The following is a 21,754-nucleotide window of genomic DNA, read 5'->3' on the forward strand; positions in this document are numbered from 1 at the left end:
CACTCATCTTACGTCCCTCTCGGTAGCCCCGGGAGGAACGTAAACGGTTCGCTGTTCCCTCGCATTGGCAGTCCGAACCGATCAGCCGGTCGCTGAAGTAGCGTTCCGGGCCGATTTCGCCAAGCGAAACCTGATCGAATGATGCTGTTGCTGCGCACGGGCCTGGCGGCGATATGGCTGGGTCTATCCTGTATGGCGCCACAGGTGGGCGCTAAACCCGAGTCGCTGCAGGTGCTCGGACGATCCACTGTGAGCGATTATTCGGTGAGCCTGGACGAAGCCGACTGGGCCTGGCTGCGGCGCAAGGGCACGTTGCTGCTGGGCACCTCGGCACCGGATTATCCGCCGTTCAGCATCACCGGCAATGGCAACGATTACGAAGGCTTGACCGCTGACTACGCCCGGTTGATGGGGCAGTTGTTGCACGTCGAGGTGCGGGTGCAGCGGTACGCCTCGCGGGATGCATCGCTCCAGGCCCTGCGCAGCGGGGAAATCGATGTGCTTGGCACCGCCAATGGCTTCGAGGCCAGCGATCCGGGGCTGGCGATGTCCCAGGCCTATGCCGATGACATTCCTACGCTGGTGGCCAGGGTCGATGCCGGCGAGGAACTGCCCGCGGACCTGGCGGGCAAACGGGTGGCGATGCTGTATCACTACTTGCCCCCGGACAAGGTCGAGGCTTTTTATCCCGACGCCACTTTGCAGTTGTTTCCCTCGACCTTGAGCGCCATCGGCGCCGTGGCGTTCGGCCAGGCCGACGTCTACCTGGGGGATTCGATCAGTGCCCACTACCTGATCAGCAAGAACTACCTTAACAATGTCCGGCTGGTGGATCTTTCCCGCATGGAAGTGCAACCGTTCGCCTTCGCGGTCAGTCGTGGCAACAAGCAGCTGTTGCGCATCGTCAATGCCGCGTTACAGGCCATCCCCATCGGCGAACGCATGGGCATCCTGCGGCGTTGGAATGCCGGCGGGGCAAGCGTGCCGGGCCAGCAGGCGTTGCATTTCAGTGTGAATGAACAGCGCTGGCTCGATGCCCATCCGCGAATCAAGGTGGCTGTCAGCGAAAATTTCCTGCCGTTGACGTTTTTCGATGAGCACGGCCAACTCCGCGGCATCGGGGCCGATGTGCTGGCCAGGATCAGCTTGCGCACCGGCCTGAAATTCGACATCCAGCATGGCGATTCGGTGGATGACCTGGTCGGCAGGATCACCAGCGGCAAGGCCGACGTTCTGGCAACCGCGATTCCCAGCGCGGAACTCGAAGACGAGTTGCGCTTTACCCGTCCGTACCTGACGAACCCCTTCGTGCTGGTGGTGCCGGTCAAGGCGAATGACTCGCTGACGATGGATCGGATGGCCGGCAAACGGCTGGCGCTGGTGCGCGGGAACATGCTGCGCGAATACCTGCTGGAGCAGTTTCCCACGGTGCAGTTGGTGCCGGCGCAGAACCTGGCCGAGGCCATGTCCATGGTCGCCACAGGCGCGGCGGACGGCGCGATCAGTTCGCTGATCAGCGCTCGCTACATGATTTCTCGCCAGTACCGCGAGAAGCTGCAAGTCACCAGCACCGTCGGCACGGTGCCCGCCCGCGTCGCGCTGGCGACCAGTCATGACGCAGCGCAGCTCTATTCGATCCTGGACAAGGCGCTGCTGAGTATTTCCCCCGAGGAAATGGATGAGCTGACCAACCGTTGGCGCAGTGAAGTGGTAATCGATGACAGCTACTGGCTGCGCCATCGCACCGCGATTGTCCAGGGTTTCGCCATCGCCGCGCTGCTGTTGCTGCTGGCATTGGGCTGGGTTGTCTACCTGCGGCGCCTGCTCGAGCAATTGCGCGTGGCCAAGGCCAGCGCCGATGATGCCAACCGGGCCAAGACCACGTTCCTGGCGACCATGAGCCACGAAATCCGCACGCCGATGAACGCCGTGATCGGCATGCTGGAAATGGCGCTGAAAAAAGCCGAGCAAGGCGTCATGGACCGGGCCGCCCTTGAAGTCGCGTCGAGCGCCGCCCAAGGCTTGTTGGATTTGATCGGCGACATTCTCGACATCGCCCGCATTGAGTCGGGGCGGCTGTCGCTGACACCTGAGCGCGCCAACCTGCGCACGATGGTCGAGGCCGTGGCGAGGATGTTCGAGGGCCTGGCCCGGCAAAAACAATTGAACCTGCGACTGGATGTGGACGCGGCGAGCAATCAGGACGTATTGATCGACCCGATGCGCTTCAAGCAGGTGCTCTCGAACTTGCTGAGCAATGCCATCAAGTTCACCGAGCAGGGCCACGTGCGCCTGGTGCTGCGAGCCGAACCGGGAAAGGGAGGGCAGCGCCTGGCCATCCGTCTGCGGGTCGAAGACACCGGCCGCGGAATTTCAGTCCACGACCAGCAACGCTTGTTCAGCCCCTTCGCTCAAGTCGGCGACAGCACCCAGGCGGCGCGCAGCGGTTCGGGGTTGGGGCTGGTCATCAGCCAAACCTTATGCGGCATGATGGGCGGCACATTGCTGCTCGATAGCGTGCCGGGACAGGGTACGCAGGTCGAGATCCGCCTGGAGTTGCCATTGCCTGAAACGGTGGGCGAAGCGCCGGTGGTGCAGACCGAGCCGGTGATGCCCGCACGGCCGTTGAACATCCTGGTGGTCGATGATTACCCGGCCAACCGGTTGTTGCTGGTCCAGCAAATAAACTACCTGGGCCACCGGCTGCGGGAGGCCGAGGACGGTGCCGAGGGGTTGCGGGCGTGGCGCGCCGGGCAGTTCGACGCCGTCATCACCGATTGCAACATGCCGCGGATGAGCGGTTATGAATTGGCCCGCGCCATTCGCGACGACGAGCGGGACCGAGGCCTGGCGCCGACCACGATTCTCGGCTTCACGGCCAATGCCCAGCCCGAGGAAAAGGCCCGTTGCCTTGCGGCGGGAATGGACGACTGTCTGTTCAAACCCATCGGCTTGAACCAATTGAACGCGCGTCTGGCATCGGTCGTGCCCAACGGTGCGGTGGAACCGCGTGTTGCTGACGCAGACTTCGACCTGACCAGCCTGGAACAACTGACCGGCGGCGACTGGGTTTCCACCCAGGGCCTGTTGCTGGAACTGATCGACAGCAATGGACAGGACAAGGCGCGGTTGCAGACATTATTTTCGCGCCATGACGTGTCCGGGCTGTCCGATCTGGCGCATCGGATCAAGGGCGGGGCCAGGTTGATCCAGGCACAGCGCTTGATTGCCGCTTGCGAAATACTGGAAAACGCCTGCCGCGCGGGCGAAACGTCATCGCTCGCTGCTGCGGCGGATGAGTTGCACGAGGCGATGGAGCACCTGACTGGGCGGCTCCAGGCTTACATGACAAGCAAGCCCGTTGCGCAAGGCAACGCCGGCGCCATCGACCCTACGCGCGACCGGCATTGATAGAAAACGCACACTGCCGCAGGTCGACAGGCGATTTTTCTTCCTGTTTTTGAGATTTGTCCTACAGCGTGCCTAAAGACCTTCCTCTAGCCTGACGCGACTTAACGTTCCCGAGCCGGTTCGTACCTGCCGCGTTGCCATTGGAATGCCTGCCATGCCAAATAAAGCTCTACGCATCATGATTGCCGATCCTGAGCATTATCATCGACTGCAACTAGAACGCCTGTTTAATCACCAAGGCTATTTCCGCATCGCTCCGGTGAGCGACGTGCATGAACTCCTGACGTTGGTGGACTGCGGCTGTGAGCCGTTCGACCTGGTCATCGTCAATGCCAGCGTGGCGGATGACGCCTTGGACCTGCCCGGATTCTTCCTCGACAACCCTCTGGTTCGTCATGCTTTGATCTACAACGCCCAGCAGGGCACCCCGGCGACTCGCCAGCCTTTTCTCCAGGTAAGCAACGCCCGACTGCCCGATGCGATTTCCGTGCAGCGCTTGATGAAAAGCGTCGATCCAGCGGCCAACGAGCCGGTTCCGTCCTGGGCTCGCACCGTCGAACAGCGTCACGGAACCTGACGGCACCGTTAGTCCGCACTGTCAGATCTTACAGGTGGCTGGGTCAGCCATTTGTGTCACCGTCGATGCGGTCATGGCGTCGGCGCCGTTTGCATTGTCCCCGGGGAGTTGCCTTGAAAAACGTATTGATTGTGGACGATCACCCCGTCATCCGGGGGGCGCTGCGGCTTGTATGCCAGAACGAGGGATTCAGCCAGGTCACTGATGTCAGCGGCGTGGCCGATGCGCGGGCATGTATCAAGCAGGATATCCCGGACGTGGTGATCCTGGACCTGGTCATGAATGGTTTCGATGGCCTGGACCTGCTTGTCTGGATCACCGGCCAATTTCCCGGTTGCGCTGTGCTGGTGTTCACCTCCCAGGATGCCCAGCATTTCTGCAACCGCTGCATTTCTGCCGGGGCCAGGGGGTTCGTGACCAAGAAAAGTGACCTGAAGGAGCTGATAAAGGCCATCCACGCCTTGAAGTCCGGCTATTCCTATTTTCCGCAGATGTCCGTCAGGCTGGACTTTCAACAACGTTCCGAGCAGAAAGCACTCGAGAGTCTTTCCACCCGGGAGCTGTCCATCCTGCGGATGCTGGCGATGGGCATGCGTGGCAAGGACATCGCCGAGACTTTGTTCCTCAGCCCGAAGACAGTCAGCACCTACAAGACCCGTTTGCTGGAAAAGCTCGGCTTGAGTTCCCTGGTGGGCCTGTCGGAATTTGCCAAGCGCAATCAGCTTTGAGCGTCAGAACCGAGTTCGCCCTCGCAGTGTCGATCGTCGTTCCATAGGTAGAACGCTAAGGCCGGTTTTTGCAGTCTGGTGCGTTATTGGTATGGGTTTTAAGCTGTGTCCATCGAATCTCAACCTTTGATTTGGAGACGCAGCTTGAAAAAGATCATAGGCCTCTATACCAGTCCAAGGCCGCATTGGGTTGGCGACGGCTTCCCGGTCCGTACGCTGTTTTCCTACGACAACCTGGGCAAGCACATCAGCCCGTTCCTGCTGCTGGACCACGCCGGCCCCAGCGAATTCACGCCCACCACCGAGCGCCGTGGCGTCGGCCAGCATCCTCATCGGGGTTTCGAAACCGTGACCATCGTCTACCAGGGCGAACTGGAGCACCGCGACTCTACCGGCAGTGGCGGCAAGATCGGCCCCGGCGACGTGCAGTGGATGACCGCTGCCTCAGGAATCATCCATGAGGAATTTCACTCCGAAGCGTTCGCCCGGCAGGGTGGCTTCATGGAGATGGTCCAGTTATGGGTCAACCTGCCAGCCAAGGACAAGATGGCGCCGGCCGGCTACCAGACCCTTCTCAAGCAGGACATTCCGAACATCACGCTAGAAGACGCGGCCGGCAGCGTGCGGGTAATCGCCGGGCGCTTCGAGGGGCACCAAGGCCCGGCGAAAACCTTTACACCCATCGACGTCTGGGATATCCGACTGAACGCCGGGAAAGAGCTGACCCTGGACCTGCATGACGGCCACAGCAGCGCGTTGGTCGTGCTGCGAGGTTCGATCCAGGCCAACGGCCGCGAACGGGTCGAAGCCGGGCAACTGGCACTGTTTGATCGGGTAGGCGACCAGTTGAGGGTGCAAGCCAACAACGACGCGGTACTGCTGTTGCTCAGTGGCGAGCCGATCGATGAGCCCATCGTCGGCCATGGTCCGTTCGTGATGAACAGTGAGCAGGAAATCCACCGGGCCTTCGAGGATTTCCATTCCGGGCGCTTCGGCCGGATGGATGGCTAGTCAAGCAGCAACGCGAAACCATTGTGGGGGTGATCTCTACAGCCGCTTGAATCTGTGCCAATCTTCGCCAATCGCCTTCCTGGAGCTGTCCCGATGCTCGCCCCGATCACCGACCATCCGCTGCTGTGTGCCCTGGCATTGCTCGTGCTCGATTTGCTGGCGTGGCGGCTGGTCAGTGCCGAACGGACGTACTGGAAAATCGGCGTGCGGCTGGCGATTTTCATGTTGTTCAGCATGCTGCTGTTCAACGAAGGCCTCAACCCCATGCAGACCGCACAGTGGGTCGACGACGTACCTCGGCACCTGGCGGCGACCGGCCTGCAGATTGCGTGGTGGTTGTTCGCCGCGCGAACCCTGACGGTGATGATCGGCGCGGTCATGATGCAACGGGTCGGCCATACGGGACGGCTGTTGCAGGATCTACTGGGGGCGGTGATTTTCCTGGTCGCTGTCATCGCGGCGCTGGCTTATGTGTTGGATCTGCCGGTCAAGGGCGTGCTCGCGACGTCCGGCGCAATGGCGATCATCGTCGGCCTGGCCTTGCAGAGCACCCTCAGCGATGTGTTTTCCGGCATCGTGCTCAACACCACCAAGCCCTATCAAGTCGATGACTGGATTTCCATCGACGGCACCGAGGGCCGGGTCACCGACATCGACTGGCGGGCCACGCGATTGCAGACCTCCCAGGGCAGCATGGCGGTGATTCCCAACTCCTTGGCGGCGAAAGCCAAGATCGTCAACTTCAGCCGTCCCAGCGACATGCATGGCTTGTCCATCAGCCTCCAGATCAGCCCGCATGCGCGCCCACAAAAAGTGATCGAAGCGCTGGAGCGGGCAATGATCGGCTGCCGGGCGCTGCTCGCCAGCCCGGCGCCCAGCGTCACGCTCAAGAGCGCCGGCAGCGCCGGAGCGGAATACGAGATCAGCGGTTTTGTGGCCTCGATGGGGCAAAAACGCGAAGTGCGCAACCAACTGTTCGATCTGGCGTTCCGGCATCTGCATGCATCGGGCGTGAGCCTGCTGTCTACTGGCGAAAGCGCGGCGGCCGTGGCGGTGTCGCGTCCTCGGGCATTGCTGGAAAGCTCCAGCATCTTTTCCACGCTGCGCCCGGACGAGAAAGACACGTTCAGCCAGAACATGACCCTGCAGACGTTCCGCGCCGGCGACGTGATCCTGGCAGCCGGAGAGGTCAGCGACCACCTGTTCATCATTGAGTCCGGCGTGGTCAGCGCGAGCCTCATGCGTAATGGCCAGCCCATCGAGGGCGGGCGCATGGGGCCGGGTGAAGTCATCGGCGAAGCCGGGGTCGTCGCCGAGCAAGCGGCGTTGGCGAGTTTCACCGCGAAGACGTTCTGCACCCTGTATCGCATCGAGAACAGTTACCTCAAACCCTGTCTCGAGGCCCGTCGCGACATCGGCGACGCCATGAAAAACCTGTTGGACGTACGCATCCACCTGGCTCAGAACCTGACCCGTGACATACCCAAGCCGGTCGCCAAGAAGCGCTTTCTGCAATGGTTGCGCAGCCGGGCCTGACCTATCTCCACCGGCAGGCAACGACGCTTCATTGGTCACTCGAACTTCCCCACAATTGGCTATTTGTCCTGCGCCAGTGCAGGGCTAACGTAGCGCCACACCCAATTGTTCAGGAGTTCCCCCATGCAACCGCGTATCGATTTTTATGCCGCTTCCCCTGATGCCTACAAAGCCATGCTGGCCCTGGAGAACGCGGTCTCCAGATTGGGCCTTGAAAAGTCCCTGATCGAGCTGGTGAAGCTGCGCGCTTCGCAAATCAATGGCTGCGCGTTCTGCATCGATATGCACACCGCCGATGCGCGCAAGGACGGCGAGACCGAGCGGCGCCTGTATGCCGTGACCGCCTGGCGCGAGGCGCCGTTTTTCACCGGCCGTGAACGCGCCGCGCTGGCTTGGACCGAAGCCCTGACGCGCCTGAGCGAGACCCATGCGCCCGACGCCGACTACGAGCTGCTGAACGAGCACTTTACGCCCAAGGAAATGGTCGACCTGACCGTGGCGATCAACGCCATCAACGGTTGGAACCGCTTGGCGGTGGGCTTCCGAAAAATGCCGGAGGCTTGATAAATAAGGCAACTCGCTGTGGGAGCGAGCCTGCTCGCGAAAGCGGCGTGACAGTCGATGACGTACAAACTGTTGCACCGCATTCGCGAGCAGGCTCGCTCCCACAAAGGGTAATCAACAGCCTCTCAGGCTCCAGTCATCCCGCGCCGGGAACTTCGCCCGTTTGATCTTCTTCTACCTACAACAGGCGGCGTCAGCCGTCTTTTGCAAAGGAGTCGATCATGCAAGTTCAAGTCAACAGCAACCATATTGAAGGCAGTGCCCGTTTGCAGGAATGGGTTGGCAGTACGGTGGTGGACGCGTTGCAGCGTTTCGAAGATCAGTTGGCCCGCGTCGAGATTCACGTCAGTGATGAAAATGCCCAGAAGGGCGGTGCCGCTGACAAGCGTTGCCAGATCGAGGCACGCGTACAGGGCCATTCATCATTGTCGGTCAGTCACAAGGCCGAGAGCCTGGAGCTGGCCGTGGAGGGCGCTGCCGAGAAAATGCTGCACGCGCTCGATCATCAGATCGGCAAGCTCAACCCCGCCGTCGAATCGATGGGCCGCGTGACCGCACCCGTCGATGAGGCGCCGCCGGAGATGGTGGACGCCATGCTGGAGGAGGACTTCCTCGAAAACCAAGAGGCTCGTGGTAAAGAATAAAGGAGACGATCATGACCGCTCATCAACCCTTCAGCCGGCAGGTGCTGGCCGAGCTCCTGGCGTTCGACGAACAGCCGAGCCTTTCGTTGTACATGCCCACCCATCGCACATTCCCCGAGCGTAGCCAGGACCCGATCCGCTACAAGAACCTGGTGCGTGACCTGCAAACCCAACTTGAACAACAGCACCCTGGCATGGACTGCGCGCCGTTGCTGGCTCCGTTCCTGGCCTTGGTGGAGGACCAGGGTTTCTGGAATTCCAACCGCGACGGCATCGCGGTGTTCGGTGCCCGTGACTATTTCAAAGTCGTTTCGGTGAGCCAGCGCTTGCCGGAATGCGCGTTCGCCAACAGCCATCCTTATCTCAAGCCGTTGTTGCGCCTGGTGCAGTCCACCGAGCGTTACCAGGCGTTGTGCCTGACCCGCAACGAGATCTGGTTGTATGAAGGTTCCAGCGAGCAGTTGGAGAAAATCGAGCTGGCCGAACCGGTCCCGCGCAACCAGAACGAGGCGTTGGGCGATGAGCTGACGTCTGGTGACCAGCAGGGCTTCCCCAATGGTTTCAGCCGCAGCGGCGAGCGTGGCGATGCGATGATGCATGAGTCCGCCGGTGGCGGTAAGCAGGACGAAATCAACCTGGATCGCGAACGGTTTTTCCGCGCGGTGGACAAAGCCATCCTGCAACATCACTCGCAGCCTTCGGGCCTGCCGATGATCCTGGTGGCCTTGCCGGAAAACCAGGCAGTGTTCCGTGCCGTCAGTCATAACCAGCACCTGCTGACGCAGGGTATCGAGGGCGATCCTTCGCGGTTGAGCGTCGAAGAGTTGCGGGTCCAATGCGCCAAGCTCATGGCCCACAGTCACGCCGACCAAGTGGTCGATAGCCTGAATCGCTATGGCGTCGCGGTCGGCCAGGGACGCGCCCTGGACAAGCTGGCCGACATCGCCAAGGCCGCTTGGGAGGGCCGTGTCGCGATGTTGCTGGTGGAGGCGGAGCGCCAGGTTCCCGGCCAGCTGGACCCGGACAAAGGCCGGTTGATCATCGACGAGACGGGCGATGAACAGGCTCCGGATGTGCTGGACGAACTGATCCTCGCGGTGACGCGTCAAGGCGGTGAAGTGGTCGTGGTGCCGCCCGAGCATGTCATGCCGACCGATACCGGGGCAGCCGCGGTGTGCCGGTTCTGACCGATACGTGACGTAAGCCGCGCCCTGTGAGAGCTTGGTCGCGATGGCAGATTGTCAGTCATCCCTCGATGTCGACTGACCCGACGCCATCGCGAGCAGGCTCGTTCGAATGCGAAGCCTCTGGCACAGCGCATTCACCGGTTTACGACTGCTTCGCAGCCGAGCGGGAGCAAGCTCCCTCGCCACGGGGACGTCTCAAGGCTTCAGACTTTCAACACCTTACCGCTAAACGCCACCGCCACCAGCGATAGCGCAATCAAGCCGAACGCGATGCCCAGGCTGCTGCCATGGGCGACGAAGCCGATCAATGCCGGCCCTGCGAGAATGCCGGCATAACCGATGGTGGTAATAGCCGGCACGGCGATGGCTTCGGGCATCAGCGTCTGTTTGCCAACGGCGGTGTACAGCACCGGCACGATGTTGGAACACCCGGCACCGACCAATGCATAACCCAGCAGCGCGGCTTGCCACATGGGCGCGACGGTCGCCATCAGAAATCCCGCGGCGGCCATCGTTGCGCCGTAAATGATCACCCGCTTGGCCCCCAGTCGATGCACCACCGAATCGCCCGTCAGCCGGCCAATGGTCATGGTCAAGGCAAACGCGGCGTAACCCAGCCCGGCATAAGCGGTATCCACTGCGCGTTCGGCGGTCAGGAACACGGCGCTCCAATCCAGCACCGCGCCTTCGGCCAGGAACACGATAAAGCACAGGATGCCGATAAACAGCACCACGCCGTGGGGAATGGCAAACGCCGGCCCAGCACTTTCACTGCCATAGGGCAGCAGGTGCGGCGCTGCCTTGAACAGCGCCACCAACAGCACGCCATTGACGACAAGCGTCGCCGCCAGCGGCGAAAGTCCCAGGCCGAGCAGGGCGCTCACACCGGCGGCGCCAATGATCCCGCCGAGGCTGAACATGCCGTGGAAACCCGACATCATGGTCTTGCCGCTGGCGCGCTCGACGATGACCGCTTGCAGGTTCACCGTCGAGTCCACGGTGCCGAGCCCGGCGCCAAACAGGAACAACGCCGCCACCAGCCACGGCAAGGAACTCATGGTCGCCAGCAATGGCAGCGCCAGGCAGACCAGAAGCGTGCCGCCACTGAGTACTCGACGGCAACCGAACCGTGTCGCCAGCGCGCCGGAAATCGGCATCGCCAGGATCGATCCGACTCCAAGGCATAGCAGCAGCAAACCGAGGGTGCCTTCATCGAGGTTCGCCCGCACCTTGGCATAAGGCACCAGCGGTGCCCACGCGGCGATGCCGATTCCGGCGATGAGGTAGGCGACACGGGTGGACATCTGCTCCAGGCGCCCTGGAACAAAGGTAGGTGGAGGGGTGATAGCGGTCATGAATCGTCCTTGGCGTTCGTGCGGTGCGGTCAAGCGGGCAGGGAGGCGCCTATGCTTGCATATCCACTGACCGCACCGCGACCCCAACGTGCCAAGGCACTGGACGTGTCCTGTCGGAACCCGCGCGAGTCATCGCGCGTGATACAACCTGAGGCTGATCACATGGTCAGCCTCCACCTCGAAATACACCAGGGCGGTGGGGAAGTCGGATTCTGCATCGAAGCATTCGACGACCACATTCCGGGCCGACGTTCCATGAACCGACAAGCGTAGGGCTTTGCGCAGCAACCGCTTGATCTGAGGTTGGACCGGGATGGGCGGACGGCCCTTGCGCACCCGCTCGCAAAAGTCCAGCGTCACCTCCCGAGGCGTGGGTGGCGGTGGCGAGGCGAGGCCCGCTTCTGCGAACAACCGATTGAGCTGATCGGCTGCGGAGACGGCTCGCGGAAAACCCGCGAACGCCGAGGCCTGTACCACCAGCTCAATCATCTCTCCCGGCGCCAACCCTGATGCGAGCCCGGTTTTCAAATGCACGCTAAGGGGAGGACCGACCATTCCGGCCGCCACGATGGCGGCCAGCGTTGCGCCTTCTCGCAGGCGCGGGTCGAGGCCGGGACGACTCTGCAAATGACCGTACACCACACCGACGGCGAGTTCGCCAAGCGCCGGAGCAGCGTGGAACAACGCGTCGAGGCGCGCGCCGCCGTCGGGTACCAGTTCGATGAAGTGTTTTCGGCCTTCGCTGTAGAGCTCTGCCATGGGCGTTGAGGTGCGCTTGTCTTTCATGATGAGTCCTTGTCCGGGCGTGACTTGCCTACGTTACGAGCTAGCCAGCCAAGTCGCACCTGTCGGACCTTACAGGTGACGCCCCGGTGTTTTGCGTGTACCGAACCGGCATTGCAGCATTTCCATCGGCAGATCCGATTGGCGCTGGAGGATGTGCAGAACCGATGACAGAGTTATTGATGCTATATCCGTGTGTGCTCGGTCGGTGGATTGGCCTAGAGTAGCGACTTCCCCAGGCTTATTCCGGACCGACGCATGGCACAGTTCTACGACGCACGCGGCAATGTTTATGGAGTCGTTTCCCCGCAGCAAATCCGTGCCGAGGGGATCGATCTTCCGCCGTCTGCCGTCCAGGCAGCGCGAACGCGCCAAGCCTGGAGTTGTGCCGCGGTGCAGGCTTTTTGCGCATGGGCGCCGGGCGAAGCGCCGCCGGATGCCAAGGCCCATCGCAGTGATGGCCTGCTGATTGGCCCGTTCCAGGACGAGCCGCCATTCGATGTGTTGATCGTTAATACCGATGGAACGCTGGCCGAGCGCAGTGGCAATGGCTTGACGATTTTTTCCCTGGCCCTGCAAGAGCGAGGTCTGCTGCCGGAGGACATGGACTTTTTGCTAAGGGTCCATCACGACAAACCCGAAGGTGTCTCACCGCTGCAAACGACGGTTCGCGCCGCCGAGTTCGAAGGCGTGCAAGGGTTCTGGCTGGATCTGGGCAAACCGCTGTTCGGACCCCGCGCCGTCGCTGCCCAAGGGGTGGAAAAAGTAACGTCCGGCCGGTGCGAAACAAGCCGGGTGCCTGCGCTTCATGCGTTGGATCCGGCGTGGGGCAATAGCCAGTTCGTGCGCATCGGCAACCCCCACTGCGTGACGTTGGTCGATGACGTGGAGGCATTGCCGAGTCTTTCACAGATGCGCGCGCCGATGCTGTCGCAGAGCCTGACCGCCATTGCCTATGCCACCCCCGGCGGGGCGGGCGATCCTTGTCCGGCGGGGATCAATCTGCAATGGGCGTGGCGCGCGGGCGAAGGGCAAGTCGCGGCGCGGGTGTTCGAGCGGGGCGAAGGCCCTACCGCGTCATCAGGCACCAGCGCCAGCGCCGTGGCCAGTGCCGCCTGGCGGTTGGGGTGGGTGAGGGCGGGGGTGGTGAGGGTGGTGATGCCCGGCGGTACGGCGCCGATCCTGCTGGAGGAAGAGGCAGGCGAGCTGGTGCGGGTCAGGTTGTTTGGCGCGGCGCGGCCGATGACGTCTTCGCGAGCAAGCTCGCTCCCACAGTAGATCTCCAGCGGGCGCAGATTTCAGGTATCACACCAATCCACTGTGGGAGCGAGCCTGCTCGCGATGGCGTCAGCTCAGTCACATAGACATCAACTGACAGGCCCCAATCGCGAGCAGGCTCGCTTCCACAGTAGATCCCCAGCGGGCGCAGATTTCAGGTATCACACCAATCCCCTGTGGGAACGAGCCTGCTCGCGATGGCGTCAGCTCAGCCGCATAGATATCAACCGACAGCCCCCTATCGCGAGCAAGCTCGCTCCCACAGTAGATCTCCAGCGGGCGCAGATTTCAGGTATCACACCAATCCCCTGTGGGAGCGAGCCTGCTCGCGATGGCGTCAGCTCAGCCGCATAGATATCAACCGACAGCCCCCTATCGCGAGCAAGCTCGCTCCCACAGTAGATCTCCAGCGGGCGCAGATTTCAGGTATCACACCAATCCCCTGTGGGAGCGAGCCTGCTCGCGATGGCGTCAGCTCAGCCGCATAGATATCAACCGACAGCCCCCTATCGCGAGCAGGCTCGCTTCCACAGGTATAGGGGATTTCAGGTCTACTGCGGCCCGAACTCTACCACCGGCATCTGCCGCTTCATCAGCACTTCGCCTTTGCGAATCGAGTAAAGCGGCAGGCCCTGGCTGCGGATCACTTCGTAGTCGCTGTCGGCCGAAAGGACCAGCAGGTTCGCCGGACGCCCAGGCTCCAGCCCGTAGCGCTCGCCCAGGGCCATGGCCTTGGCACTGTTGTCGGTGACCAGGTCCAGGGCGCTTTGCAGGTTGCGATAGCCGAGCATATGGCAGATGTGTAGCCCGGCTTCGAGCACGCGCAAGATGTTGCCATTGCCCAGCGGGTACCATGGATCGACGATCGAATCCTGGCCGAAACACACATTCATTCCGGCTTCGAGCAGTTCATTGACCCGGGTGACGCCGCGACGCTTGGGGAAGTTGTCGAAGCGTCCTTGCAAATGGATGCTTTCGGTCGGGCACGATACGAAGCTGATTCCAGAGTGGCCGAGCAGGCGGAACAGCTTGGCGCAGTAGGCGTTGTCGTAGGAGCCCATCGCCGTGGTATGGCTGGCGGTCACCCGCGCGCCCATGTCGCGACTGCGCGCTTCTTCGGCGAGCACTTCGAGGAAGCGCGAGTGTGGGTCGTCGGTTTCATCACAATGCACGTCCACCAGGCAGCCGGTGCGCTCGGCCAGGTCCATCAGGAACTTCACCGAACTGACACCCTGGTCGCGGGTGTATTCGAAATGCGGAATGCCCCCCACCACGTCGGCGCCCATGCGGATCGCTTCTTCCATCAGCTCGCGGCCGTTGCGGTAGGACTCGATGCCCTCCTGGGGGAACGCGACGATTTGCATGTCGACCAGATGGCGGCTTTCCTCGCGCACTTCGAGCATTGCCTTGAGCGCCGTGAGCGCCGGATCGGTCACGTCGACGTGGGTGCGCACGTGTTGGATGCCATGGGCGGCCAGGGCCTGGAGAGTCTTCTTGGCGCGGGTCTTGGTGTCTTCTTGGGTGATGGTGGCCTTGCGTTCGCCCCAGCATTCGATGCCCTCGAACAGCGTGCCGCTCATGTTCCAGCGCGGTTCACCGGCGGTCAGTGTGGCGTCCAGGTGTATGTGCGGCTCGACGAAAGGCGGCACCACCAGGTTGCCTCCGGCATCAATGTCTTCGGGCCCCAGGCTGGGGGCTTCGGTCTGGCGGGCGATGCTGGCGATCAGGCCGTTTTCCAGGTGCAATTCATGCAAGCCTTCGCGGTTGCGCAGGCGGGCGTTGATGATGTGCATCAGGCGAATCCTTTAGAGGTCTTGTAGGGGCGCGTCAGCGGTGCGAGTGCCTGTTACGCCGATCAATAGCACATACGTTAGCGCGCCGGTGGCGATTCCTACCAGCGGTGCGATCCATGGCGAATTGAACGCCGCAACGGTGCCGACGGCATAGGCACCCAGCCCAGGCCAATTGAACGCAGGCAGTTGCGCCTGCGCCAAGCGAGGATAGCGCCCACGCCAGCGGAAGAAGAAGTCGGCCATGATGACCCCGCCAATCGGTGGAATCACGGTGCCGAGCAGGATCAGGTAAGGCACCAGCAAATCGTACATGCCCAGCAACGCCAACAGGGTGCCGATCGCGGCGCCGACCAGCGTGACCGCCCTGCGTCGGCGAGTGCGCAGCAGGTTGCAACCGGCCACGGCGAAGTTGTAGATGGTGTTGTCCTGGGTGCTCCAGATATTGAGCAGCAGCATTGCCATCGCGGCCATGGCGAAGCCCTGCAACAACAGGACTTCGACGACGTCGGGCTGCTGGTAGACGATGGCACCGTATGCGCCGATCAACACCATCAGGCCATTGCCCAGGAAAAAGCCGATCAGGCTCGCCAGCACCGCGACCTTCGCCGAGCGGGAAAAACGTGTCCAGTTGGTCGCCTGCGTGGCGCCGCTGACGAACGTGCCGAAAACCAGGGTGATTGCCGTAGACCAATCCAGATTACCCGTTGGCACAACCGCCAGCAGGCCATCGAGGCCGCCGACCTTCTGCGTCGCGACCCACATCGAGAGCATCAGCAACAACAGCATGGCCGGTACGGCGATGTACGACAGGATCTCCAGCCCGCGATAGCCGATATAAGCCGTGGCGCAGAATCCCAGGCCGAACAGCACCATCAGCCCCAGCACCGTGCCCTGGCCCAACTCGAAGTACTTGCCCAGCACCACCGCAGCGGTGGCCGTGCCCCAGGCGTACCAACCGATCTGGGTAAAGCCCAGGATCAGATCGCTGAGCTTGCTGCCTACTTCGCCAAAACAGAGGCGGCCCATCAACACTGAATTGAGCCCGCTCTTGAACGCGATGTAACCCAGGCCCGCGGCATAAAGGCCCAGCAACAGATTGCCGATGACGATGACGCCGAGCATGTCCGCGAAACCGAACGCCACGCCCAGCTTGCCACCGGCAAACATGGTGGCGGTGAAAAACGTAAAGCCCAGCAGCACCATGGCCGTGGAAGCCAGGCCCTTGCGTGCGCTCAACGGGACTTCACTCAAGGGGTAGTCATTACCGGGATCGTTCTGGGTCATGTGGCGGGTCCTTGCGGAGAGAGAAAAAGCGCAAGCGTGCAGCGGCCGTGCCAAGCGAGCGATCGCCGGTTATTTATAGACAATCCCGTTGGGTTGGGTGGGTTTCGAGGAACAAAAGTGGTGCAGGGATGGTTCACGTTGGAACACGGAGGGGCCGTGTGGGAGCGAGCTTGCTCGCTCCCACACCGTAAAGATTTCAGGTAGGGGAAAGCGGCCTTAAGAACCGCAACACCGCCGCGACGATGGCTTCCGGCGCATCCTCCTGAACCAGATGTCCAGCGTTCGGCACGGCCTGAAACAGCGCCCCCGGAATCATCTTGTGCAGCGCGCGGCCACGCTCGATGGGGATCCACTGGTCATCTTCACCCCACAATATCTGGGTCGGGCAGCGTACGCTGGGGTACAGCCCTTCGACCTCACGGGTGTAGCGCTCGTCCATCTGCGCAATCTGCCGGTAGAAGGCCGCCTGGCCCGGATCGCCAAGCCACGGCTTCACGTAGGGCGCCAGTTCTGCGTCGGAGATGTCTCGTTTCATCGCGCCGCGGACATAGGTCGGCACGATGGCGCGCTGGATGTAATCGGGCAGGCCGCTGAACGCCGCTTCATGCTGGCGCACATGCTGGACGAAAGGCGAACCCCAGGGCGACAGGGCCACCGGGTCGATCAGGGTCAGGCTTCGGTAATCCTTGCCATCGAGCAGATGTGTACGCAGCGCGGTGGCGCCGCCAAAGTCATGGGCCACTACGTCTGGACGCTCCAGGTTCCAGTGTTCCAGCAATTGGGCAAGCAGTGTGTTCTGCACGCCCAGGGACACGTCGGCGTCCGGTTGCGCAGATTGGCCATAACCCAGCAGGTCGAAGTAATGCACTTTGTGCGTGGCGAAGAAGAGCGGGGCGATGCGGTGCCACACATGGGAAGAAAAGGGCGTGCCGTGGACAAACACCAGCGGCGGGCCGTCGCCGTGGATGGCGTAGCGGACGGGGTGTCCGTTGAACTGGTAGACCTGATCCAGCGGCCAGTGAGTCATGATCGTATCCTCTCGGCATGTTTAAGCCAGAGAGCATAGACACAAAAGCTGCAGCTCCCTCGCCACAGCAGGTTTGGTTACTCCCCGTGATAGATGCAGCCGCTGGTGCAGGTCTCGTGGATGCGAATGGCGCTGAGTTCCGGCAGCAGCGGCTTCAACTCATTCCAGATCCACTTGGCCAGGACTTCGCTGGTCGGGTTTTCCAGGCCAGGAATGTCGTTGAGGTAGTTGTGGTCCAGGCGCTCGTAGAGCGGCTTGAAGATCGCCTTGATTTCCGAGAAGTCGCGAATCCATCCAGTGTGCGGGTCGATGTCACCGCTGAGGTGGATAGCCACCTTGAACGAGTGACCGTGAAGACGGCCGCACTTGTGGCCTTCGGGTACGTGGGGCAGGCGGTGGGCGGATTCGAAGGTGAATTCTTTGAAGATTTCCACAGGTTCAGGCTCTTTAAGGTAGCGGTCGCGAGGCAGGCGGCGGAGTTTATCAGGTTGATCCGTGTGATGCGCGAGCATGCTGACTAAAGGGTCAGCAAACGCTCGCCCCATCCACCGTTGGCCGTCAGTTCAAGGAACTCATCGCCGAGCCGGCGGCTTTCGTCCATCGCCGTGCGCCAGTATTTACGGCGGCTCGGGTCATCGCCCATGAAGCGCTTGAAGTCGTTGCGATCCGGCAGTTTGCCGTAGGGCAGGCGAGCCAGGTATTCGCGCGATGGCGCGAGCAACAGCACGTTCTGGAGGCGTTCGGCGTTGCCCCTGCGCCATGGCAGGCCCTTGTCGAACCAGCCGGGAATGACCCGATCGGTGAAGTGTGGATAAAGGACTATGTCGTCGCCGCTGTAGGGCAGGTCGAGGTGATAGTCCAGCAGACCGCCGTCGCGGTAGGTGCCGGCGCCGGCGCCGGGGAGGTCGCGCACGCCTTCCATTACCATCGGGATCGAGCCCGACGCCAGCAACGCCTGGCGCAGGTTATCGGCGGCCAGCGGCACGAAGCGCGACGGGAAGTCTGTCAGCGGATTCAGCGGAGGCGCCAACCGAGGATCGTGTACGATCAGCCGCTCAAAATGCCGCGACAAGCGTGCGCGGCCTCGCAAGTTGTCGGCAATCACCGATGACAAGCCCAGGCCCAGCCGGCCACGGTGGTCCAGTGCCAGCAAGCCGTGGCTCTTGACCACCATGATATTGAGCCGGTAGAGCGGGTTGTCGAGGATCGTCAGGTCCCGGCCTTCCAGCAGGTCGTCGAGCATGCGCTGGGAGCTTTGGCTGACGCCGGCCATGGTCACGCCTTTGGCGAAGCTCTGTTCGTTATACAAAGTGCCCAGGCGCCGGATACCCTCGGCGGCGTTCGGCAGACAGGCGCTGGCAAAGCGCCAGGAGCCAACCGAAGCCCCGATCAGCGACCGCTCTCGCGGCGCGGCGGGGAGCCATTCGCCGAACAGGGCCAGGTCCAATCCCTGGATGCCCAAGGCTTTCGGGCCACCGGCGGCACCCGGCAGGATGCCAACATCGGCGGCCTTGAGGCCCGCCTCGCGGATACGCTTGAAGGCGCGGGAGCCGGCCTTGACGGTGAGGGCTGGGAATTTGATATGGATGGCGGTCATACCGATCTCTGATACTGGCAAGCGATGAATTATAACGACACAAAACCCCGTAGGAACGAGCTTGCTCACGATAGCGTCAGCCCAGTTGCATCGATGGCAACGCAAAAACCGCTGTTGCCAGCAAGCTCGCTCTCAATTGATGTGTGTCCAATGATGGCAATTCAGTTTCAGTTAAGTTCATCCCGATAAAGTTTCCCGGTGAAGATTATAAGAAGGAGATAATCCGTGAACCGCCTGACTGCCTTTATTCTCGTGACGCTCATGGCCTTTGGCGCTGGCCTGGCTCAAGCACGAGATCTCCATCGCCATGAGATCAAAAAGCTGGTGGACGCTGGTACCATCCTGCCTTTTGACAAGCTCAACGAAGCGGCCCTGGCCGAACACCCTGACGGCACCGTGATTGATTCAGAGCTGGAAGATGAATACGGCAAGTACCGTTACAAGGTGGACCTGCGCGATGCGGATGGCATCGAATGGGAACTGGAACTCGACGCCGTCAGCGGCAAGGTGCTCAAGAATCATCAGGATACGTAATGAAGCTTAGTTTACGCGCCCGCAGCCGCTGGGCGCTGGCGCTGCTGGCGTTCTGTTCACTCGCCATGGCCCGGGACCTGGACCAGGACGAGGCCCTGCAACTGCGCCAACAGGGCGTGATCCTGCCGCTGGAGCAATTGCTCCAACAAGCGCTGGACCGCCATCCTGGCGCCAAGTTGCTGGAGGCCGAGCTGGAGGAAAAGCACGGCGTCTATATTTATGAGGTCGAGCTGCTGGATACCGACGGCGTAGTGCGCGAACTGGACCTGGAGGCCGCTACCGGCCGTTTACTCAAAGATAAGGAAGACTGATGCGCCTGCTCCTGGTGGAAGACCACGTTCCCCTGGCCGATGAGCTGATGGCCGGGCTTGCGCGGCAGGGTTATGCGGTGGATTGGCTGGCCGATGGTCGTGATGCGATCTACCAGGGCAGCAGCGAGCCCTACGACCTGATCATTCTGGACCTGGGCCTGCCGGGCGTTCCTGGGCTTGAGGTGCTGACGCAATGGCGAGCCGGTGGCCTGGCCACGCCGGTGTTGATCCTCACCGCCCGCGGCTCCTGGGCCGAGCGCATCGAAGGGCTCAAGGCCGGGGCCGATGATTACCTGACCAAGCCCTTTCACCCCGAAGAACTGCACTTGCGCATCCAGGCGCTGCTGCGTCGTTCCCACGGCCAGGCCAATCAACCGACGCTCCAGGCGGCCGGGTTGCACCTGGATGAAGGGCGCCAGTGCGTGATTCGTGACGGAGCGGAGATCCAGCTGACCGCCGCCGAGTTCCGCTTGTTGCGCTATTTCATGTTGCACCCCGAGCAAATCCTCTCCAAGAGTCATCTCGCCGAGCACCTGTATGACGGAGAAACCGAGCGCGATTCCAATGTGCTGGAAGTCCATGTCAACCACTTGCGGCGCAAGCTGGGGCGCAACGTGATCGAAACCCGTCGCGGCCAGGGATACCTGTTCGGCGGGCAGACGCAGTGAGATCCATCCAACGGCGCCTGAGCCTTGGGCTGATCGGTGTGATGGTCGTGGTCGGCCTCGTCCTGGCGCAGACCAGCCTGTGGCTGTTCGAACTGGGCTTGCAGCGTTATCTGGAAGCGGGGCTGCGTAACGACAGCGAGAACCTGTTGGTGGCTTTGGTCCGTGGCCCGCAAGGTTTGCAGTTGGACGAGCGGCGCTTGTCACCGGCGTATCTGCGGCCGTTTTCCGGGCACTATTTCCGCATCGATTTCGCCAACGAGCATTGGCGCTCCCGCTCCCTGTGGGACCAGGAACTGCCCCGGCTCGACCATCCGGGCCTGCACAGCAATCTGCAACTGGGCCCCGAAGGCCAGAGGCTGCTGGTACTGCGCACCGACTATCGGCGCTTGGGCCAGGCAATTTCCATCAGCGTGGCCCAGGACTACACGCCCGTGCGGGACAGCTTCCTGAGGATGCAGCAGGTCGGCTTGGGGCTCGGCCTGGCCGGGTTGCTGCTGATCCTGTTACTCCAGCGCCTCACGGTACATCGCGCGTTGCGTCCGTTGGAAAAGGCTCGGGAGCAGATTGCCCAGTTGCAGCGCGGGCAGCGCTCGCAGCTCGATGAGCAAGTGCCCAGGGAGCTGGAGCCACTGGTGGCGCAGATCAACCATCTGCTGGCCCACACCGAAGACAGCCTCAAGCGCTCACGCAACGCCCTGGGCAACCTGGGCCATGCCTTGAAGACCCCGCTGGCGGTGCTGCAAAGCCTGGCGTCGAACGAAAAGCTCGACCCTTATCCGGAACTGCGCAAGTTGCTGCTCGAACAACTGGAGCAGGTTCGCCAGCGCTTGAACCGCGAACTCAATCGCGCCCGGTTGTCCGGTGATGCGTTGCCCGGGGCGCACCTGGACTGCGACGCCGAACTGCCGGGATTGCTGGCGACGCTGAACATGATCCATGGCGAGCATCTGCATCTGGCCTACGTCGGGCCGCCCGGCTTGCACCTGCCTTGGGATCGTGAAGACCTGCTGGAACTGCTGGGCAACCTGCTGGACAACGCGTGCAAATGGGCCGACGCCGAAGTGCGCCTGAGCGTGAGCGAGACGGTCGAGGGCTTCAGCATGGTGGTGGAAGACGATGGGCCGGGCATCCCCGCGGAGCGCCGCGACCAGGTATTCAGCCGAGGCACGCGGTTGGATGAGCAAACCGACGGCCACGGCCTGGGGCTGGGCATCGTGCGCGACATCGTCGACACCTGGGGCGGGACGCTGGCGCTGGGTGACAGCGAGTGGGGCGGCTTGAAGGTCGTGATCGACTTGCCCAAGCGCTGAAACACGCTAATGGTGCCGCTGAGCCCTGGGGGAGCGAGCTTGCTCGCGATAGCGTCAGTTCAGCCAAATGAATATCAACTGACCCACCGCCATCGCGAGCAAGCTCGCTCCCACACTGGATCGGCAGTGAATGCGAAACCCGCCGCATGACCCTTG

At 62.1% G+C, this 21,754-nt stretch carries 20 protein-coding genes; 13 read left to right on the top strand and 7 right to left on the bottom strand.

The window, feature by feature from the left end; translation table 11 throughout:
* Positions 1-138: 138 nt before the first annotated feature.
* From J3Q04_RS08440 to J3Q04_RS08475, 8 genes are all read left to right on the top strand, one after another.
* Positions 139-3,411, top strand: coding sequence for a transporter substrate-binding domain-containing protein (locus J3Q04_RS08440; RefSeq protein ID WP_434606924.1), 3,273 nt, complete (start codon positions 139-141; stop codon positions 3,409-3,411).
* A gap of 154 nt (positions 3,412-3,565) precedes the next feature.
* Positions 3,566-3,988 carry a response regulator gene (locus tag J3Q04_RS08445; RefSeq protein WP_434559854.1) on the top strand — a complete coding sequence of 141 codons (423 nt, stop codon included), beginning with the start codon at positions 3,566-3,568 and terminating at the stop codon, positions 3,986-3,988.
* A gap of 113 nt (positions 3,989-4,101) precedes the next feature.
* Positions 4,102-4,716 (top strand): response regulator, encoded by a 615-nt coding sequence (locus tag J3Q04_RS08450; RefSeq protein WP_420767833.1) that lies wholly within the window; start codon positions 4,102-4,104, stop codon positions 4,714-4,716.
* 144 nt (positions 4,717-4,860) lie between these two features.
* Entirely contained in the window at positions 4,861-5,727 is an 867-nt protein-coding gene (locus tag J3Q04_RS08455) for a pirin family protein (RefSeq protein WP_420767832.1), read from the top strand.
* Positions 5,728-5,820: 93 nt separating this feature from the next.
* A complete protein-coding gene (locus J3Q04_RS08460; RefSeq protein ID WP_420767831.1) occupies positions 5,821-7,263 on the top strand; it encodes a mechanosensitive ion channel domain-containing protein in 1,443 nt (480 codons plus the stop codon).
* 123 nt (positions 7,264-7,386) lie between these two features.
* Positions 7,387-7,827 carry a carboxymuconolactone decarboxylase family protein gene (locus J3Q04_RS08465; RefSeq protein WP_434606921.1) on the top strand — a complete coding sequence of 147 codons (441 nt, stop codon included), beginning with the start codon at positions 7,387-7,389 and terminating at the stop codon, positions 7,825-7,827.
* 221 nt (positions 7,828-8,048) lie between these two features.
* Entirely contained in the window at positions 8,049-8,471 is a 423-nt protein-coding gene (locus J3Q04_RS08470; RefSeq protein WP_420767829.1) for an HPF/RaiA family ribosome-associated protein, read from the top strand.
* Between the two features lie 11 nt (positions 8,472-8,482).
* Positions 8,483-9,658, top strand: a complete 1,176-nt coding sequence (locus tag J3Q04_RS08475) for a hypothetical protein (protein ID WP_420767828.1) — start codon at positions 8,483-8,485, stop codon at positions 9,656-9,658.
* Between the two features lie 203 nt (positions 9,659-9,861).
* Here the strand turns inward: J3Q04_RS08475 and J3Q04_RS08480 are convergent, their stop codons facing one another.
* Together J3Q04_RS08480 and J3Q04_RS08485 are read right to left on the bottom strand one after the other, a co-directional pair.
* A complete protein-coding gene (locus tag J3Q04_RS08480) occupies positions 9,862-11,013 on the bottom strand; it encodes an MFS transporter (RefSeq protein ID WP_434606918.1) in 1,152 nt (383 codons plus the stop codon).
* A 129-nt stretch (positions 11,014-11,142) separates the two neighbouring features.
* The gene (locus tag J3Q04_RS08485; protein WP_434606916.1) at positions 11,143-11,799 is read right to left on the bottom strand and encodes a carboxymuconolactone decarboxylase family protein; all 657 of its coding nucleotides are present in this window, start codon (positions 11,797-11,799) and stop codon (positions 11,143-11,145) included.
* 255 nt (positions 11,800-12,054) lie between these two features.
* Here J3Q04_RS08485 and J3Q04_RS08490 point away from each other — a divergent pair, with 255 nt between their 5' ends.
* Positions 12,055-13,074, top strand: a complete 1,020-nt coding sequence (locus J3Q04_RS08490) for a diaminopimelate epimerase (RefSeq protein ID WP_434606914.1) — start codon at positions 12,055-12,057, stop codon at positions 13,072-13,074.
* A 551-nt stretch (positions 13,075-13,625) separates the two neighbouring features.
* Here J3Q04_RS08490 and codA read toward each other — a convergent pair.
* The 5 genes from codA to J3Q04_RS08515 all read right to left on the bottom strand — a co-directional run bounded on the left by codA (position 13,626) and on the right by J3Q04_RS08515 (position 18,775).
* A complete protein-coding gene (codA, locus tag J3Q04_RS08495; RefSeq protein WP_434606911.1) occupies positions 13,626-14,867 on the bottom strand; it encodes a cytosine deaminase in 1,242 nt (413 codons plus the stop codon).
* Positions 14,868-14,879: 12 nt separating this feature from the next.
* The gene (gene codB, locus J3Q04_RS08500) at positions 14,880-16,151 is read right to left on the bottom strand and encodes a cytosine permease (RefSeq protein WP_434606909.1); all 1,272 of its coding nucleotides are present in this window, start codon (positions 16,149-16,151) and stop codon (positions 14,880-14,882) included.
* A 196-nt stretch (positions 16,152-16,347) separates the two neighbouring features.
* On the bottom strand, positions 16,348-17,178 hold the full coding sequence (locus J3Q04_RS08505) for an alpha/beta fold hydrolase (RefSeq protein ID WP_434606906.1): 831 nt from the start codon (positions 17,176-17,178) through the stop codon (positions 16,348-16,350).
* 77 nt (positions 17,179-17,255) lie between these two features.
* Entirely contained in the window at positions 17,256-17,612 is a 357-nt protein-coding gene (queD, locus tag J3Q04_RS08510) for a 6-carboxytetrahydropterin synthase QueD (protein WP_025212792.1), read from the bottom strand.
* 83 nt (positions 17,613-17,695) lie between these two features.
* Positions 17,696-18,775 carry a patatin-like phospholipase family protein gene (locus J3Q04_RS08515; RefSeq protein ID WP_420765667.1) on the bottom strand — a complete coding sequence of 360 codons (1,080 nt, stop codon included), beginning with the start codon at positions 18,773-18,775 and terminating at the stop codon, positions 17,696-17,698.
* Positions 18,776-19,000: 225 nt separating this feature from the next.
* Between J3Q04_RS08515 and J3Q04_RS08520 the strand changes: the two genes are divergently transcribed.
* From J3Q04_RS08520 to J3Q04_RS08535, 4 genes are read left to right on the top strand one after another with little or no spacing between them, the layout of a single operon-like run.
* On the top strand, positions 19,001-19,309 hold the full coding sequence (locus tag J3Q04_RS08520) for a PepSY domain-containing protein (RefSeq protein ID WP_434559833.1): 309 nt from the start codon (positions 19,001-19,003) through the stop codon (positions 19,307-19,309).
* Complete coding sequence (locus tag J3Q04_RS08525) at positions 19,309-19,620, top strand: PepSY domain-containing protein (protein ID WP_420765669.1); 312 nt, start codon at positions 19,309-19,311, stop codon at positions 19,618-19,620. The genes J3Q04_RS08520 and J3Q04_RS08525 overlap by 1 nt, the downstream gene beginning before the upstream one ends.
* Positions 19,620-20,288 carry a response regulator transcription factor gene (locus J3Q04_RS08530; protein WP_420765670.1) on the top strand — a complete coding sequence of 223 codons (669 nt, stop codon included), beginning with the start codon at positions 19,620-19,622 and terminating at the stop codon, positions 20,286-20,288. The genes J3Q04_RS08525 and J3Q04_RS08530 overlap by 1 nt, the downstream gene beginning before the upstream one ends.
* Positions 20,285-21,598 (top strand): ATP-binding protein, encoded by a 1,314-nt coding sequence (locus tag J3Q04_RS08535; protein WP_434606901.1) that lies wholly within the window; start codon positions 20,285-20,287, stop codon positions 21,596-21,598. Before J3Q04_RS08530 ends, J3Q04_RS08535 begins: the two co-directional genes overlap by 4 nt.
* The last annotated feature ends 156 nt before the right edge of the window (positions 21,599-21,754 follow it).

This window comes from Pseudomonas sp. D4-21 (genome assembly GCF_051132125.1).
In the GTDB taxonomy this organism is placed as follows: domain Bacteria; phylum Pseudomonadota; class Gammaproteobacteria; order Pseudomonadales; family Pseudomonadaceae; genus Aquipseudomonas.

Excerpts from the sequence above, each read along its gene's own strand:
- J3Q04_RS08490 (WP_434606914.1), top strand. The coding sequence starts at position 12,055 with ATGGCACAGTTCTACGACGCACGCGGCAATGTTTATGGAGTCGTTTCC.
- J3Q04_RS08445 (WP_434559854.1), top strand. The coding sequence starts at position 3,566 with ATGCCAAATAAAGCTCTACGCATCATGATTGCCGATCCTGAGCATTAT.
- codB (WP_434606909.1), bottom strand. The coding sequence starts at position 16,151 with ATGACCCAGAACGATCCCGGTAATGACTACCCCTTGAGTGAAGTCCCG.
- J3Q04_RS08480 (WP_434606918.1), bottom strand. The coding sequence starts at position 11,013 with ATGACCGCTATCACCCCTCCACCTACCTTTGTTCCAGGGCGCCTGGAG.
- J3Q04_RS08525 (WP_420765669.1), top strand. The coding sequence starts at position 19,309 with ATGAAGCTTAGTTTACGCGCCCGCAGCCGCTGGGCGCTGGCGCTGCTG.
- J3Q04_RS08475 (WP_420767828.1), top strand. The coding sequence starts at position 8,483 with ATGACCGCTCATCAACCCTTCAGCCGGCAGGTGCTGGCCGAGCTCCTG.
- J3Q04_RS08440 (WP_434606924.1), top strand. The coding sequence starts at position 139 with ATGATGCTGTTGCTGCGCACGGGCCTGGCGGCGATATGGCTGGGTCTA.
- J3Q04_RS08515 (WP_420765667.1), bottom strand. The coding sequence starts at position 18,775 with ATGACCGCCATCCATATCAAATTCCCAGCCCTCACCGTCAAGGCCGGC.
- J3Q04_RS08505 (WP_434606906.1), bottom strand. The coding sequence starts at position 17,178 with ATGACTCACTGGCCGCTGGATCAGGTCTACCAGTTCAACGGACACCCC.
- J3Q04_RS08465 (WP_434606921.1), top strand. The coding sequence starts at position 7,387 with ATGCAACCGCGTATCGATTTTTATGCCGCTTCCCCTGATGCCTACAAA.
- J3Q04_RS08460 (WP_420767831.1), top strand. The coding sequence starts at position 5,821 with ATGCTCGCCCCGATCACCGACCATCCGCTGCTGTGTGCCCTGGCATTG.
- J3Q04_RS08485 (WP_434606916.1), bottom strand. The coding sequence starts at position 11,799 with ATGAAAGACAAGCGCACCTCAACGCCCATGGCAGAGCTCTACAGCGAA.
- codA (WP_434606911.1), bottom strand. The coding sequence starts at position 14,867 with ATGCACATCATCAACGCCCGCCTGCGCAACCGCGAAGGCTTGCATGAA.
- J3Q04_RS08530 (WP_420765670.1), top strand. The coding sequence starts at position 19,620 with ATGCGCCTGCTCCTGGTGGAAGACCACGTTCCCCTGGCCGATGAGCTG.
- J3Q04_RS08470 (WP_420767829.1), top strand. The coding sequence starts at position 8,049 with ATGCAAGTTCAAGTCAACAGCAACCATATTGAAGGCAGTGCCCGTTTG.